This window comes from Streptomyces sp. NBC_00464, from assembly GCF_036013915.1.
GTDB lineage: Bacteria > Actinomycetota > Actinomycetes > Streptomycetales > Streptomycetaceae > Streptomyces.
In genome coordinates this window covers 6,170,268-6,185,844 of record NZ_CP107899.1, presented here as the reverse complement: position 1 = coordinate 6,185,844, position 15,577 = coordinate 6,170,268, and the positions used below count along the sequence as shown (strand labels likewise).

Genomic DNA, 15,577 nt, shown 5'->3' with positions numbered 1-15,577 from the left:
TACTGTGAACGCTCACAGCGCATGTCGGCGCTGCACCCTCGCTTCTCGTCAGGGGAGAAATCCATGAAGTACCGCATCGTCGCGGTGTCCGCGGCCGCCTCGCTCGCCGCCACCGCCCTGCTCACGGGCTGCGGCCCGTCGGACGACGACGGCAGTGGCGACGGCCCGGCCGCCTCCGGCCCCGCATCGCTCACCTACTGGGCCTGGGCCCCCGGCCTGGACAAGGTCGCGGACATCTGGAACAAGGGCGAGGGCAAGAAGGCCGGGATCACGGTCACGGTGAAGAAGCAGGCCTCGGGCGACGACCTGGTCACCAAGATCATCACCGCGGCGAAGGCGAAGAAGGCCCCCGACCTGGTGCAGGCCGAGTACCAGGCCCTGCCCACCCTGGTCTCCAACGATGTGCTCGCCGACATATCCAAGGAGGCGGGCGACGCCAAGGGCAGGTTCGCCGACGGCATCTGGCAGCAGGCGACGCTGGGCTCGGACGCCCTGTACGCCCTGCCGCAGGACTCCGGCCCGCTGATGTTCTACTACCGCCAGGACCTGTTCAAGCAGTACGGACTGTCCGTGCCCACCACCTGGGACGAGTTCGCCGAGACCGCCCGGGCCCTGAAGAAGAAGGCCCCGGACAAGGACCTCACCACCTTCTCCTCCAACGACTCCGGCCTCTTCTCCGGCCTCGCCCAGCAGGCCGGCGCCCAGTGGTGGACCACCTCCGGCGACAAGTGGAAGGTGGCGATCGACGACCCGGCCACGCAGAAGGTCGCGAGCTTCTGGGGCGGACTGGTCAAGGAGGGCGCCATCGACAACCAGCCGATGTACACCCCGGCCTGGAACAAGGCGCTCAACACCGGCAAGCAGATCGCCTGGGTCAGCGCGGTCTGGGCACCGGGCACGCTGACCACCGCGGCACCCGACACCGCGGGCAAGTGGGCCATGGCCCCGCTCCCCCAGTGGACCGCCGGCGAGAACGTCACCGGCAGCTGGGGCGGCTCCTCGACCGCGGTCACCAACGACTCGAAGCACAAGGAAGCCGCCGCCACCTTCGCGAAGTGGCTGAACACCGACCCCACGGCCCTCGCCGCACTGGTGAAGGAGAGCGGCATCTACCCCGCCGCCACGGCCGCCCAGACCGGTGGCGCCCTCGCGAAGCCGCCGGCCTACTTCGCCAACCAGCCGGACTTCTACACCGAGGCGGCCAAGATCGCCAAGGGCACCGCCCCGGCCGCCTGGGGCCCGAACGTGAACGTCGCCTACACCGCGTTCAAGGACAACTTCGCCGAGGCCGCCAAGAACAGGTCGGACTTCGCACCCGCCCTCACCGCGATGCAGGACGCCACCGTCGCCGACCTGAAGAAGCAGGGCTTCGGAGTCTCCGAGTGACACGCGCACGCCGCCGGAAGCCGTACGGGGTCAAGAGCGCCCCGTACGCCTTCCTCATCCCCGCCATCGTGCTGTTCCTGCTCTTCTTCGCCCTGCCCATCGGCTACGCGCTCTACCTCAGCTTCCGCCGGACCGAGGTCAGCGGCCTGGGCCTCGGCAAGGGCGCCCGCCAGGAGATCTGGGCCGGGTTCGCCAACTACACCGACGCGCTCTCGGACTCCGAGTTGCTGCACGGCGCGCTGCGCATCCTCGGTTACGGCGCGATCGTCGTCCCGGTGATGCTCGGCCTGGCCCTGTTCTTCGCGCTGCTCCTGGACACCGACCGGCTCCGGCTGCGCGGCTTCACCCGGCTGGCGATCTTCCTCCCGTACGCGATCCCGGGCGTCGTCGCCGCCCTGATGTGGGGCTTCCTCTATCTGCCCGACGTCAGCCCGTTCTACTTCCTGCTGGACAAGGCGGGGCTGCCGCAGCCCGATCTGCTCGACGGCGGACCGCTCTACCTCGCGCTCGCCAACATCGCGGTCTGGGGCGGCACCGGCTTCAACATGATCGTGATCTACACCTCGCTGCGGGCGATCCCCGTCGAGATCTTCGAGGCGGCCCGCCTCGACGGCTGCTCGCAGTGGCAGATCGCGCTCCGGATCAAGATCCCGATGGTGGCGCCTTCCCTGGTGCTCACCTTCTTCTTCTCGATCATCGCGACCCTCCAGGTGTTCAACGAGCCGACGACGCTGAAGCCGCTCACCAACTCCCTCTCCACCACCTGGAGTCCGCTGATGAAGGTCTACCAGGACGCCTTCGTCAACAACGACATCTACACGGCGGCCGCCCAGGCGGTCATCATCGCCGCCGTCACCCTGGCCCTGTCCTTCGGCTTCCTCAAGGCGGCCAACTCCCGTACGAAGCAGGGAGACTCCCAGTGACCACGCCTCACCTTGGGCCCCGGCCCGCAGGCCCCCGCCGGTTCGCCCTCGTGCCCACCGCCGCACTGCTGCTCGGTGCCCTCTACTGTCTGCTGCCCGTCGCCTGGATCCTCGTCGCCTCGACCAAGTCCGGCAGCGAGCTGTTCTCCACGTTCACCTTCCTGCCCGGCTCCGGTTTCGCGGACAACGTCGCCGACCTCTCGGCGTACCGGGACGGCGTGTACTGGAAGTGGATGGCCAACTCCGCCCTCTACGCCGGCGTGGGCGCACTGCTGTCCACGGCGGTCTCCGCGGTCTCGGGGTACGCGCTGGCCGTGTACCGCTTCCGCGGCAGGGAGAGCATCTTCAACATCCTGCTGGCCGGGGTGCTGATGCCGCCGGTGATCCTGGCGGTGCCGCAGTACCTGCTGATGGCCAAGGCGGACCTGACCGACTCCTACCTGTCGGTGATGCTGCCCGTGATCCTCTCCCCGTACGGGGTGTACCTGGCCCGGATCTACGCGGCGGCCGCCGTGCCCGGCGACGTGATCGAGGCCGGGCGGATGGACGGGGGCGGCGAGTGGCGGATCTTCCGCACCATCGCGCTGCCGATGATGCTGCCGGGCCTGGTGACCGTCTTCCTCTTCCAGTTCGTCGCGATCTGGAACAACTTCCTGCTGCCGTACATCATGCTCGGCGACGACGAGAAGTTCCCGGTCACCCTCGGGCTGTTCACCCTGCTCCAGCAGGGCTCCACCACCCCGGCGCTCTATACGCTGGTGATCACGGGGGCGCTGCTGGCGATCGTCCCGCTGATCGCCCTGTTCCTGGTCATCCAGCGTTTCTGGAGCCTCGACCTGCTCTCCGGGGCCGTAAAGTCCTGACGGGCCCCGCCAGGAAGCCACTTGATGAAAGATCATGCACCATGAGCCGCACAGAACAGACCGGTACGGGACGCCGCCGGCCGCCGACGATCCATGACGTGGCGCGCGAGGCCGGGGTCTCCCGCGGCACGGTCTCCCGGGTGCTGAACGGCGGTCACAACGTCAGCCCGGCCGCGCTCGATGCGGTCAACTCCGCCATCCGCAAGACGGGTTACACGGTGAACCGGCACGCCAGGTCACTGATCACGGGCCGCTCCGACTCGGTGGCGTTCCTGCTCACCGAGCCCCAGGAGCGGTTCTTCGAGGACCCGAACTTCAATGTGCTGCTGCGCGGCTGCACGAGCGCGCTCGCCGCGCACGACATCCCGCTGCTGCTGATGATCGCGGGTACGGAGGCGGAGCGCCGCCGGAACATGCGGTACATCGCCGGCCATGTGGACGGCGTTCTGCTGGTCTCCAGCCACTCGGGCGACCCGGTCGCCGCCCAGCTGCACGAGGCGGGCGTCCCCCTCGTCGCCTGCGGGAAGCCGCTCGGGCAGAAGTCGAAGGTCAGCTATGTGGCGGCCGACGACCGGGACGGCGCCCGGGACATGGTGCGTTTCCTGTACGAGTCGGGGCGCCGCCGGATCGGTACGGTCAGCGGCCCCCTGGACACCCCGGGCGGCGTGGAGCGGCTCGCGGGCTACCGCGAGATGCTGGCCGACTGCGGACTGCCCGCCGACGACGCGCTGATCGTGCCGGGCGACTACAGCCGGGCGGGCGGCGAGGCGGCCGCCGCGCTGCTGCTGGAGCGGGCCCCCGACCTGGACGCGGTGTTCGTCGCCTCGGACCTGATGGCGCAGGGCGTGCTCGCCGCGCTGGAGAAGGCGGGGCGCAGCGTGCCGCACGATGTCGCGGTGGGCGGCTTCGACGACTCCCCCGCGGCGCTCGCCTCCCGGCCGGCGCTGACGACGATCCGTCAGCCGTGGGACCGGATCAGCGCCGAGATGGTACGGGTGCTGCTGGCGCAGATCGGCGGGGAGGACCCGGCCGCGGTGATACTGCCCACCGAGCTCGTCCGCCGCGACTCGGCGTGACCACGACGGCCGCGGCGCCCTCGGGCACCGCGGCCGGCCGGGGTCGTCAGGCCCCCAGAACCGGGTAGTCCGTGTAGCCGCGGTGGTCGCCCCCGTAAAAGGTGTCCCGGTCCGCGGTGTTGAAGGGGCCGCCCGCGCGCAGCCGCTCCGGCAGGTCCGGGTTGGCGAGGAACAGCGCGCCGTAGGAGATGACGTCGGCCACGCCCTGCTCGACCAGGGCGAGGGCCTCGGGTCCGGTGGAGCCGTCGCTCGCCGGGTTGAGGACGACCGTGCCGTTGAACTCCTTGCTCAGCGTGGCGGTCAGCTCCCGGTCGTCGGCCTTGCCCTCGAGGATGTGCAGATAGGCGAGCCCGACCGGTTCGATGGCCTGCACCAGTGCGCTGTAGGTGGCCGCGGGCGCGGGCTCGTCGATGTCGTTGAACGGGTTTCCCGGCGAGATCCGGATTCCGGTGCGCGCGGCTCCGATCTCGGCGGCGACGGCGCGCACGGTCTCGACGGCGAACCGGATGCGGCCCTCCACGGAACCGCCCCATTCGTCGGTGCGCAGGTTGGAGTTGGGCGCCAGGAACTGGTGGATCAGATAGCCGTTGGCGCCGTGCAGTTCCACGCCGTCGAACCCGGCGTCCACCGCGTTGCGCGCGGCGGTCACGAAGTCGGCGATCGTCGCCCGTACCTCGGCGCCGGTCAGCTCGCGCGGGGTGACGAAGTCCTTCGGACCCTCCTGGGTGAAGACCTGCCCCGCTGCAGCGACCGGGGAGGCGCCGACCGGGGTGAGCCCGTCGGGCAGCAGGACCGGGTGGCCTATCCGGCCGGTGTGCATGAGCTGCGCGAAGATCGTGCCGCCCTTGGCGTGCACGGCGTCCGTGACCCTGCGCCAGCCGGTGACCTGCTCCTGGCTGTGCAGACCGGGGGTGCTGGGGTATCCCTGACCGACGGCCGAGGGCTGGACTCCCTCGGTGATGACGAGCCCGGCCGAGGCGCGCTGGGCGTAGTACTCGGCGGTCAGCTCCGTCGGCGCGCCGCCCTCGCCCGCCCGGCTGCGGGTCATCGGCGCCAGGGCGATGCGGTTGGCGAGCTGCGAGCCGGCCAGGTCGAGCGGGTCGAATGCGGTGGTCACGGAAAGCCTCCGAGGAAAGTATGTGGTCGACCAACCAAAACTATGTGGTCGGCCAAGTATCCGCGATGCCTGCCACTGTAGCGCATTAGTTGGCCGACCAAGGTAAAGTCGGCAGAGAGCCGCGCCCGGCAGCCGCAGGGCCACCCGCACCATCCGAGGAGCCCCCGATGAACTCCGATCCCGCCTGTACCGAGCTGCCCAGCGCCGCCCGCGGCGGCCCGGTCAGCCATGCCGTGTCACGGGTCGCGCGGCTCCACCGGATCGCGGCGGGCAAGCTGCTCAAGTGCGCGGACCTCTACCCCGGCCAGGAGTTCCTGATGATGTACCTCTGGGACGCGGGGGCGGTCCGCCAGTCCGAGGTGATCAAGGCGGTCGACCTGGACCCGTCCACGGTCACCAAGATGCTCCAGCGGCTGGAGCAGTCCGGGCACGTCCGCCGCAGCCCCGACCCGGCCGACCGCAGGGCCGTCCTGGTCGAGGCCACCGACAACAGCTCCGCACTGCACTCCGATGTGAAACGGGCCTGGACGAGCCTGGAGGAGCACACCCTCGCCGGTCTGGACGCGGGGGAACGCAAGGAGCTGGCCCGGCTGCTGGCCCGGGTCGAGCAGAACCTCTGCCAGGAGACGGCGGACTGCCCGGACAACCGCTGACGGCCTCAGCCCCCGAGTACGTCCAGCGCGCGGTCCACATCGGCCTCGGTGTTGTAGAGGTGGAAGGCCGCCCGCAGAGTGCCGGCCCGGTTGGAGACCATCACCCCGGCCCGTTCCAGCGCCGGCGCCCGGTCACCGAGTCCCGGCACCCCGACGACGGCAGTCGGGGCCGGCACGGCCTCGTGACCCAGCCCGGCGAGACCGGTCCTGAAGCGGGCCGCCAGCCCGGTGGCGTGGTCATGGAGGACGTCGATGCCGATCTCGTCGAGCAGCGCGAGGGAGTGCTCGGCGCCGTGGTACGAGAGGAAGGCGGGCGGCTCGTCATAGCGACGGGCATCGGGGGCGAGCTTCGCGACCGGCCCGTAGGTGCTGCCCCAGGGGTCCTCGGCCGCGACCCAGCCGGCGAAGACCGGCGGCAGCGACTCCTGTGCCTCCTCGGTGACGGTGAGGAACGACGCACCCCGCGGGCAGAGCAGGAACTTGTAGCCGCCCGCGACCGTGTAGTCGTACGCCCCGGCATCGAGCGGCAGCCAGCCCGCGGACTGGGTGGCGTCCAGCAGCGTACGGGCCCCGTGGGCGGCCGCCGCGGCCCGCACCGCGTCCAGATCGGCGAGCCGGCCGTCGGCGGACTGCACGGAGGAGAAGGCGACGAGCGCGGTCTCGGGGCCCACCGCGTCGGCCAGCTCCGCCAGCGGGACGTACCGCATCCGCAGGTCGCCACGCACCGCGAACGGGGTGACGACCGAGCTGAACTCCCCCTCGGGCGCCAGCACTTCGGCACCGGCCGGCAGAGAGCAGGCGATCAGCCCGACATGGACGGTGACCGAACTGCCGACGGCGACCCGGCCGGCGTCGACTCCGGCGAGACGCGCGAAACCGTCCCTGGCCCGGTCCACCGCCTCGAAATCGCCCGCACCGGCCCTGCGGCCCGTGGTGTTCTCATCGGCAAGGGCCCTCACCGCGTCGACGGTGCGGCGGGGCAGCAGCCCGCAGCTGGAGGTGTTGAGGTAGGCCGTCTCCGGCGCGAACTCGGCGGCCACCGCACGGCTGAGCGAAGAGATCGTCATGGGCCCAGCCTGGATCCCCCTTAACCCATAGTCAATCACCAGGAGTTAAGGGGTGTGCCCAAGCAATGCTTATGTGTGCAGGTCGCAGCCTCAGACGGTGCCACCGGCCTGCGGAACTTCGCAGGCCCCCTCGGCGTCGCAGGCTGCCGCGTCCCCGCCGATCGCGGTCAGCGGACGGTCCTTCCACGCCTGCTCCAGCGCCTGCGCGAAGACCTCGGCGGGCTGGCCGCCGGAGATCCCGTAACGCCGGTCGAGCACGAAGAACGGCACGGCGTTGGCCCCCAGTTCGGACGCCTCCTGCTCATCGGCCCGCACCTCGGCCGCGTACGCCTGCGGGTCGGCGAGCACCGCGCGGGCCTCGGCGGCGTCGAGACCGGCCTCGACGGCCAGCTCGACCAGCACCTCGTCGTCGTAGACGGAACGCTCCTCGGCGAAGTTCGCCCGGTAGGCCAGGCTCAGCAGCTCGTCCTGACGGCCGCGGGCCTTCGCCAGATGCAGCAGCCGGTGGATGTCGAAGGTGCTGCCGTGGTCACGGCCCTCGGTGCGGTAGCCGAGGCCTTCGGCCTGCGCGTTGGCCGCGACGTTCGCCTCCATCGACTGGGCTTCCTCGCGGGTGCGCCCGTACTTCTGCGCCAGCATGTCGATGACCTGCGCCGTGTCGCCCTTGGCGCGCCCGGGGTCGAGCTCGAAGGAGCGGTGGACCACCTCGACCTCGTCGCGGTGGGCGAAGCCTGCCAGGCCCTTCTCGAACCGGGCCTTGCCGATGTAGCACCACGGGCAGGCGATGTCGCTCCAGATCTCGACGCGCATGACTCTTCTACTCTCCAGGCTCTCGTGCGGCTGCTCGCGCAGCACGGAGGGACCCTCCGCTCATGGGGAAACGCACATCGGGGTGCCGGCCATTCCCGGGGCCGCGTCACCCTTCACGGAGAAGGAGAAGTACTAGAAGAGGGTGCGGTTCATCGGACGGGGCAGAGGTTCCAGCGCGCCGGCGTCGCGCAGGCGCACATAGGCCTCCACCACGGCCCCGGTGTCCCCGGGCGGTGCGATGTCGAGCAGCAGGCCCTCGCCGCGCAGCTCCTTGCGGGCCACGCCCACCCCCTCGGGAGCCGGCGCCGCGCGACCCGGGGAGAGGTAGCCGAGCCGGCCGACACAGAGCTGGGACTGCGTGTAGTCGTAGCCGGCGTCGTCCTCCAGGGCGTCGAGCAGGTCGTCGTCGGTCACATCGCCGATGTCCGGCTGCCAGGTGTCCGCGATCAGTGCGAGGAGGGCGGCTTCGGGGACCTCGGCGTCGTCCGGCGAGGCGACCGTCAGCACGACGGCCTGGGTCACGTACTCCGACTCGCCGCCGCCGCGCCCGGTGACGGCGACCTCCCAGCCCGGCTCGCCCGCGCTCGCCAGGCTCAGTCCGGCCCCGTCCGAGGTCTGCGGGGAGTCGTGGTCCGCCTGCAGCGCTGCGGCCAGTTCGGCCACGTCGGGGCGGAGTTCCGTGGGACGGCCGGACGCGTGGTGCTGCGTCCATGTCCACGGCTGCCCTGCCGGGGCGGAACCGGCTTCCGGAAGCAGCGCGGGAAGCGCGTCGAGCATCGTCTTCCAGCGTCCCGCGAGCTCCAGGGGCGACTCCTTCCGGGGTCCCCAGAAGCCCCGCACCACACGTCGCATGTCCTGCCTCCACCGTTGTGAGCCGTCGTAGATCCCGACCGCGACCGCGGATCGGCGCGCGCCCCAGGCTAGTCGAAGGCCCCGGGCTTCCTCGTGCTCAACTCCGGGTTCTGCTTGCTGTAGACGACCTTGATCGGAAGGCCCTCGTCCCGGAACGCCTTCCGGGCCGCCTTGGCGACGTCCGGGTCGGAGAAGTGCCATTCGACCGGACGTCCTCCGGAGGCGTTGACCTGCTCCGTCGCCTCCTTGACGAACTTCTCCCGGCCCGACGGCGTGAGCGTTCCGCTGTCACCCTTCGACAGGTAGCTCTTGTAGCCGTTCTTCGCCTCCAGGAACGTCTGCCGGCCGGAGTCCCAACCGTCGTACTCCACCGGAGGCTTGCCCTCCTTGGGGTTGGCGACGATGTACTCCTTGCCGCGGTTGGTGCCGGTGATCTGTTCCTGGTAGCGGAGCCACGACTCGTTCTTCCAGTTGGGCTTGGGGTTGCGGTCGCGGCTCCCCCAGTACCCGTCGCCCGCGTCGGCCGATCCGAGCTCCGGGTCCTTCAGGTCCTTGGCCCAGTCCGGCGAGTTGTAGTTCCGCGGGTCGGAGGTGTCGTTGCGCTGGGCGTCCGGCCACGGCTTCTTCTTCGCCAGCGCCTTGGCCGCCCGGTCGGCCTCCTCGGCACGCTTCTTGTCCGTCCAGGCGGCGCGCTCCTGGTCGCGGGCCTCCTTCGCCTTGGCCTCGGCCGCCTTGTCGCAGCCGTCGTCGGCGAGGATCACATGGTCCGCAGGGCCGGCGGCCAGCACTCCGGTTCCGGATCCGGCGACACCCGTGCCTCCGTAGCCGGTTCTTGGCCCGAGGGGTCCGGAGGCGATGGAGCAGCCGGTCCTGCGAGCCGAATCCTCGGCCTTGTCGGCGGCGTCGTCGGCCTCCTTCGCCGCCTTTCGGGCGCCGTCGACGTCGCCGGCCTCGGCCGCCTTGCGGGCCCTGCGGGAGGCCGCCCCCGCGTCCTCTGCGGCCTCCGCCACGTCGGAGGCGATCTTGCCGATGTGGCCGAGCCTGCTGGTCTTGCCGACGACCTTCGCCACGTCGTACCCGGGGATGAAGAGGGAGCCGACGTTCCACACGACGTCGGTGACGGCTCGGGTCTTCTCCCCGTTGTTCCAGCGCTCGCGCACGTCGTCGCCGACGAACATGTCGTCGCCGACCTTGACCACGGTGTTGAGCGAGGCCTTGCCCCAGTCGCCGAACGCGCCCAGGTAGTCGCCCTTGTCCCACTTGCTCGTGGCGTCCTTGGAGTCGTCCGTCCACTGGCTGCCGAGCTGCTTGCCGTAGTCGACGATGCCTGACCAGGTCGAGGGCTTGAAGAGGTCGATGACCCCGGTCACGTCGCCCCAGATGCCGTCGACGAAGACGCCCTCGACGACCTGGGTGCCACGGTCCCAGGCACAGCCGAAGAAGCCCCAGCCGCTGCAGTCCTCCTTGTCCTCCCCGTCGTCGGAGTCCCCGGAGTCCCCCGATTCGTCCTCGCCCGATGCGGGGATGTCGTCGTAGGCGGCCTCGGGTTCGGCGGCGGTCTCGGGGTAGGTCTCCGTGCCGGGCCTGTCGGTGCCGGATCCGTCGGGGCCGCCGGTGGTGTCGGGGCCGCCGGTTTCGCCCGTGGTGCCCGTACCGCCTGTGGTGTCGGAGCCGCCGGTGTCGTCGGAGCCGCCGGAGCTTCCTGCGGTGTCGGAGCCGTCGGTGGAGCCCGATCCTCCGGAGGCGTCCGCCCCGGCCGGTCCACCGGTGGAACCTCCGGCACCGCCCTCGGTGGCACCGCCCGCACCGGCGGACCCGGAGGCATCTCCCGCACCGGCGGAGGCTCCTCCCGTACCCGCGGAGGCACCGCCCCCGTCCGCGCCGCCGACCACCGTGGCGCCCTCGTCGGCGCCGCCCGCGTCCGCGCCGCCCGCGCTGTCACCCGCGTTCACCGTGCCGCTGCCGGTGCCCGTCGCCGGGCAGGACGTGCCCGTGACCGAGCAGACCGCGGCCTGGAAACGGTCCGCCATCGGCCCGCCCACACCGCTCAGCAGCAACGCCACGACGACGGCCGCGACAAGCATGACCAGCCCGACGTACTCCAGGGTCGACTGCCCCCGGTCACGGCGCCACGTGATCATGTGAGGGAGCGAGAAATCCGGCTTGTCCTCCCGTTCCCGCTCCGCGAGCCGGAACCACTCACGACTCTCCGGCCGGGTCAGGAACACCAGGATCAGCACCGGCAGGAACACCTGCGTGAAGCCGCGCATCGATCCGTCCGCGGCATTGGACGCGCCACCGATGATCAACCACACCTGTACGGCGACGAGTCCGCCCCACACGCCCCGCCCGCCGGTCCACACCCGCCGCGAGAGCAGCCAGCCCACGACACCGGGCACGGCCCCGTACAACAGCAGGCCGACCACGACACCGTTCAGCGCGTCGGCGGCGAGGGCGGAGCCGAACAGGCCGGCGCCGCCCAGCAGCGTCGCACCGAAGAGCACATGCAGCAGCAGCCGGGCCGCGCCCATGGCGCGCGGCAGCGGGCGCCGCCCCGCCCCGGGCGCGGGCCCCACGCCGCCGTACGCGGATATGCCACCTGTCGCAGACATGCTTGGCCCCCCAACCCGCACTGCCCGCAGGCAGAATGACGACACCTCAGGCTACGGAGCCCGGACTCCCCCGTCATGGGCCCCAGGACCCAACTCGGGCCCCAGTGCCGCTGGGCCTGCGCTCACTCGCACGGGTGCGCCGGGTGGGCGGCGGCGGGAACGCCCGCGGGTCAGCTCGCCGGAGGCAGCGGGGCGGGTTCGGCGGCGGCCCTCATCGGGGTGGCGGGTTCGACCGTGCGGCGCTTGACGATCAGCACGATGATCAGCGCGACCTGAAGGACTACGAAGAGGGCCGTGCGCACGGACGCTTGGGGAGTGTCCCCCACCAGGTTGGAGAACAGGCCGGTGTCCCAGAGGCCGTGCACCAGCATCGGCAGGAGGATGACCCCGCCGACGCGCAGGCACAGATAGAAGAAATAGCCCGAGGTCGAGACGATGAGGGCCTGCACGAGGGCCTGCGCTCCCTCGCCGAAGGCGTTGCTGACGTGCGCGAGGCCGAAGACGAGCGAGGAGTACAGGGCCACCTTCCCCTCGGTGAAGCCGGCCCTGCGGAACACATGGACGCCGATACCGCGGAACATCAGTTCCTCGCCGAAGCCGACGAAGACACCGAGCACCAGCAGGGATGCCACCAGGGACAGGCTCTGGTCGGCGAGGTGCCCGTAGTTCATTCCGATCAGCGCGACGGCGAGCATCGAGAGCGGCACCCACCGCACCCAGCGCCGCACGGGGGCTCGGTAGCGCAGAACCTCGCCCCACCAGCCGAGCCAGGTGACCACTGCGGCGACGAACACGATCGACGCCCCGATCGGGATCAGGGCGTTGCGCACGATGGACTCGGTGGTGGGGAACGCACTGTCGGAGTCACCGGTGTCCACGCCGACCAGCGCTCCCAGGCCCTGGATGACGCCCAGATAGACGACCACCACGGCCAGGAACCACGGCCATGACAACTTGCGGCCGACCTGACCGGCGGGTACGGCTCCCACTTGTTCGTGCACGGCGTCGCCCTTCGTCGGGGCGGTCGCGATTCCCGGCTCAGCCGGCACGGCCACGCGTCGCCGCCCTCCTGCAAAACGAAGTTTCTCATACTAAATTCCGACAAATAAATCCCCCCGGAGCCGGTCAGCCCGCCTGTCGGCGGTACTGCCCGGGGGCCATTCCGTACTCCCGCTTGAACGCCTTGGCGAACGCGAACTCCGACGTATAGCCGGCACGTTGGGCGACCGAGCGCAGGGGCGCGTCGTCGGCCCTCAGCAGCCGGCCCGCCGTCGTCATCCGCCACCAGGTCAGATAGGCCAGCGGCGGCTCACCGACCAGGGCGGTGAACCGCCGGGCGAAGGCGGCGCGGGAAAGACCGCCCAGGGAGCCGAGCTCCTCGACCGTCCAGGGCCTGGCCGGGTCGTCGTGGACGGCGGTCAGGGCCGCCGAGACCGCCGGGTCGGCCAGCGCCGCCGACCAGCCCACCGGCGTCCCGTCCGGACGGGACGCCGCCCGCTCCTCGAGCCACCAGGTGCGCAGGATGTACAGCAGCAGGGTGTCGAGCAGCGCGGGCACCACGGCGTCGGATCCGGGCAGCGGGGTCCGGAGTTCGCCGCCGAGCAGGTCGATCGCCGAGCGCAGCGCAGGGTGCGCGCCGGCCCCGGCCGGGAGGTGGACGACGTCGGGCAGGTGCGAGAGCAATGGGTGTGCGCGCGCCCGGTTCAGCTTGTAGGCACCGCACAGGAGTTGCGTGACCGGACCCGCAGCGTCGGGAGGCGGCTCGTCGGCCGGTGTCGGCCAGGTGCCGTCGGGGCCCGGGACGACATCGTCGACGGGCGTGCTGGGCGTGTCGGCCAGCGCGTGCCCGCGACCGTGGGCCAGGAACACCACGTCACCGACGCCCAGCCGCACCGCAGGAGCCTCGCCGGGCGGGATCAGCCAGGCCGAACCCTGGAGCACCACATGGAATCCGGCCCCCTCGGATGCGGGGAACCGCATGCCCCAGGGGGCGTACTTGCTGCGGCGGGAGGAATGCGGGCGGCCGCCCCGCATGGCCGTGATCACGTCGCTGAGGACATCCATGACGCCAGCGTATCCACGGGTCCGGCAGCAGGAGACGATCGGACATGAAGGGGCGCTTCTGAGATATGGATCGTCTCGGAACGGATTCGTACGGTGATGACCATGACCGACATGAGCACAGCAACGCCCCTCACCACCAAGGCCGTTCTCTTCCACACCACCGGCGATCCGGACGTCCTCACCGTCGAGGAGGTACCCCTGCCCGCACCCGGCCCCGGCGAGGTACTCATCCGGGTCGAGGCGCTGGGCCTCAACCGGGCCGAGGCGCTCTTCCGCGCGGGCACGTACTTCTACCGGCCGACGCTGCCGGCCTCCCGCAACGGCTATGAGGCGGCCGGAGTCGTCGAGGCCGTCGGTGCGGGGGTGAGTGAATTCACGCCCGGCGACCCGGTGATGGCCACCCCCGAGAAGGAGCTGAGCGGCCACGGCCTCTACGCCGAGCGCGTGGTGGTCCCGGCGGGGCAGGTACTCCACCGGCCCACGGGCGTCGATGCGGTGAACGCGGCCGCCGCCTGGCTGACGTACTCCACCGCCTACGGCGCCCTGTTGGAGAAGGGCGGACTGCGGCCCGGTGACCATGTGGTGATCACCGGCGCGTCCAGCGGGGTCGGCACCGCGGCGCTCCAGGTGGCCGACCGGATCGGGGCGATCACGATCGCCACCACCCGTACCGCCGCCAAGAAGCAGCGACTGCTCGGCCTGGGAGCCGCTCATGTCATCACGACGGACGACGAGGACGTGGTGAAGGAGGTCGGCCGTATCACCGGCGGCAAGGGCGCTGAGGTGATCTTCGACGCGATCGGCGGACCGGGGCTGGCCACGCTGGGCGAGGCGGCGGCGCACGACGGGACGCTGATCGTGTACGGGTGGCTGGACGGGCAGCCGGCTGTGCTGCCGTCGAACTGGCCCTTGGCCGTGATCGGTTACAACAACCTGGACCTGTCGGCCGAACCGGCCCGCCGCCGCCGTGCGGCCCACTTCATCGGCTCCGGTCTCCGCAGCGGTGCGCTGACTCCCGTGGTGGGGGCGACGTTCGACGGCCTGGAGCGGATGGCGGACGCGCACCGGCTCATGGAGTCCAACGCCCACACCGGGAAGATCGTGGTGAAGGTTCGGCACTGACGGCGGAGGGGGGTGCGCACGGTCAGGCGACGGGGCCGTGCTCACCCCTGCGTCCGGGAGGTACTGGATCTTGCCTGGGCCCGCGCCTCTGGCGCAGGTCCCGGTGGCATGCTCACGTTGCGTCGCTCAGGCTTTAGCAGCACCTGAGAGAGAGCCGTCGCCGAGGGCGCCTCGGAGAACATGAGCGATCTCTTCGGGCTTGAGGTCGATGCGGTCGAGCCCTTCCGCGCTCAGCGGGACCTCCTCCAGTGCGTATTCGCCCCGGCCTTCGGCACTGAACTCGGGTCCGGTGCGGTCGTCGAAGGACCAGGTGGCAATACGCGTGAGGTAGAAGAGCTGACGCTCCTCGTCGGACTCCATCGTGTGCAGGAGTCGGATGATGTCGGCCTTTCCTGCGATCTCCTCGTGGATCTCCCGGTGGAGGGCAGCCTCCCGGGACTCGTCGTCGGCTTCAACTCCTCCGCCGGGAAGCACCCAGTACACGGGGACTCCGGGCTTGGTCCGGCGGATGACCAGCATCGTGTCGTCCTCTGTGACGAGAACGGCTCGGACTCGTTCGATCATTCGGCTCCTTCTCCTTGCTTGTTGACGGTCTCAGTGCAGCAGCCAGCCGCCGTCGACGTGGACTGATTACCCAGTGATGAACGATGCGGAGGGCCCTCTGGACTGCGTCACGGTCGGTCAGGTCGGCGTCGATGGCCACACCAGGACTTCCGCCGCGCTCCAAGGTGGCAAGGAACGCCCGCGCCTCCCGCCCCTGACCGGGGTGGTTGACGGCCACCGTGGCTCCTGACGTGGAAAGGGCTCGGCCGATCCCGGCACCGATGCCTGTGGCGCCGCCTGTGACAAGGGCGGTCCGGCCCTGCAGCGGCCGGGCCCGGAGGTGAGTCTCAAGCGCCCTGGCCAGTGCCATCATCACCGTCCGTTGCCCCATCCGACGCGCCTGGTCCCCATACCGCTGGGACGCCCGCCCCCGAAGCCCCGCATCCGATGACCTGCTGGCGAAAGCCCTAGCCGCTCTGCCCTGACCTG

The 15,577-nt window shown here is 70.8% G+C and carries 15 protein-coding genes; 6 read left to right on the top strand and 9 right to left on the bottom strand.

The genetic code is table 11. The features are described 5' to 3' along the window. Positions 1-63 precede the first annotated feature (63 nt). From OG912_RS27830 to OG912_RS27815, 4 genes are read left to right on the top strand one after another with little or no spacing between them, the layout of a single operon-like run. Complete coding sequence (locus tag OG912_RS27830; RefSeq protein WP_327711740.1) at positions 64-1,386, top strand: extracellular solute-binding protein; 1,323 nt, start codon at positions 64-66, stop codon at positions 1,384-1,386. Further along, positions 1,383-2,309, top strand: a complete 927-nt coding sequence (locus tag OG912_RS27825) for a carbohydrate ABC transporter permease (RefSeq protein ID WP_326735487.1) — start codon at positions 1,383-1,385, stop codon at positions 2,307-2,309. The genes OG912_RS27830 and OG912_RS27825 overlap by 4 nt, the downstream gene beginning before the upstream one ends. After that, a complete protein-coding gene (locus tag OG912_RS27820; protein WP_327711738.1) occupies positions 2,306-3,172 on the top strand; it encodes a carbohydrate ABC transporter permease in 867 nt (288 codons plus the stop codon). Before OG912_RS27825 ends, OG912_RS27820 begins: the two co-directional genes overlap by 4 nt. A gap of 41 nt (positions 3,173-3,213) precedes the next feature. Beyond that, positions 3,214-4,248, top strand: a complete 1,035-nt coding sequence (locus OG912_RS27815) for a LacI family DNA-binding transcriptional regulator (RefSeq protein WP_326735489.1) — start codon at positions 3,214-3,216, stop codon at positions 4,246-4,248. A 46-nt stretch (positions 4,249-4,294) separates the two neighbouring features. On the opposite strand, the gene OG912_RS27810 is transcribed toward OG912_RS27815, so the two are convergent. Next, on the bottom strand, positions 4,295-5,365 hold the full coding sequence (locus OG912_RS27810; RefSeq protein WP_327711737.1) for an alkene reductase: 1,071 nt from the start codon (positions 5,363-5,365) through the stop codon (positions 4,295-4,297). 167 nt (positions 5,366-5,532) lie between these two features. On the opposite strand from OG912_RS27810, the gene OG912_RS27805 reads away from it, so the two are divergent. Next, positions 5,533-6,018 carry a MarR family winged helix-turn-helix transcriptional regulator gene (locus tag OG912_RS27805; RefSeq protein ID WP_327711735.1) on the top strand — a complete coding sequence of 162 codons (486 nt, stop codon included), beginning with the start codon at positions 5,533-5,535 and terminating at the stop codon, positions 6,016-6,018. A gap of 5 nt (positions 6,019-6,023) precedes the next feature. On the opposite strand, the gene OG912_RS27800 is transcribed toward OG912_RS27805, so the two are convergent. From OG912_RS27800 to OG912_RS27775, 6 genes are all read right to left on the bottom strand, one after another. Continuing rightward, on the bottom strand, positions 6,024-7,085 hold the full coding sequence (locus OG912_RS27800; protein WP_327711734.1) for an aminotransferase class V-fold PLP-dependent enzyme: 1,062 nt from the start codon (positions 7,083-7,085) through the stop codon (positions 6,024-6,026). Positions 7,086-7,175: 90 nt separating this feature from the next. Then, entirely contained in the window at positions 7,176-7,895 is a 720-nt protein-coding gene (locus tag OG912_RS27795) for a DsbA family oxidoreductase (RefSeq protein WP_327713565.1), read from the bottom strand. A 132-nt stretch (positions 7,896-8,027) separates the two neighbouring features. Continuing rightward, positions 8,028-8,747 (bottom strand): hypothetical protein, encoded by a 720-nt coding sequence (locus OG912_RS27790; RefSeq protein ID WP_327711733.1) that lies wholly within the window; start codon positions 8,745-8,747, stop codon positions 8,028-8,030. Between the two features lie 68 nt (positions 8,748-8,815). Further along, a complete protein-coding gene (locus OG912_RS27785) occupies positions 8,816-11,359 on the bottom strand; it encodes a Tox-REase-5 domain-containing protein (protein WP_327711732.1) in 2,544 nt (847 codons plus the stop codon). Positions 11,360-11,529: 170 nt separating this feature from the next. Continuing rightward, complete coding sequence (locus OG912_RS27780; protein WP_327711731.1) at positions 11,530-12,414, bottom strand: CPBP family intramembrane glutamic endopeptidase; 885 nt, start codon at positions 12,412-12,414, stop codon at positions 11,530-11,532. 70 nt (positions 12,415-12,484) lie between these two features. Beyond that, complete coding sequence (locus tag OG912_RS27775; protein WP_327711730.1) at positions 12,485-13,423, bottom strand: AraC family transcriptional regulator; 939 nt, start codon at positions 13,421-13,423, stop codon at positions 12,485-12,487. Between the two features lie 111 nt (positions 13,424-13,534). Here OG912_RS27775 and OG912_RS27770 point away from each other — a divergent pair, with 111 nt between their 5' ends. Continuing rightward, positions 13,535-14,545 carry a zinc-dependent alcohol dehydrogenase family protein gene (locus tag OG912_RS27770; RefSeq protein ID WP_443061108.1) on the top strand — a complete coding sequence of 337 codons (1,011 nt, stop codon included), beginning with the start codon at positions 13,535-13,537 and terminating at the stop codon, positions 14,543-14,545. Positions 14,546-14,671: 126 nt separating this feature from the next. Here OG912_RS27770 and OG912_RS27765 read toward each other — a convergent pair whose 3' ends face one another. Together OG912_RS27765 and OG912_RS27760 are read right to left on the bottom strand one after the other, a co-directional pair. Then, positions 14,672-15,109 (bottom strand): NUDIX hydrolase, encoded by a 438-nt coding sequence (locus OG912_RS27765; protein ID WP_327711728.1) that lies wholly within the window; start codon positions 15,107-15,109, stop codon positions 14,672-14,674. Beyond that, entirely contained in the window at positions 14,997-15,458 is a 462-nt protein-coding gene (locus OG912_RS27760; RefSeq protein ID WP_327713564.1) for an SDR family NAD(P)-dependent oxidoreductase, read from the bottom strand. Before OG912_RS27760 ends, OG912_RS27765 begins: the two co-directional genes overlap by 113 nt. Positions 15,459-15,577 lie beyond the last annotated feature (119 nt).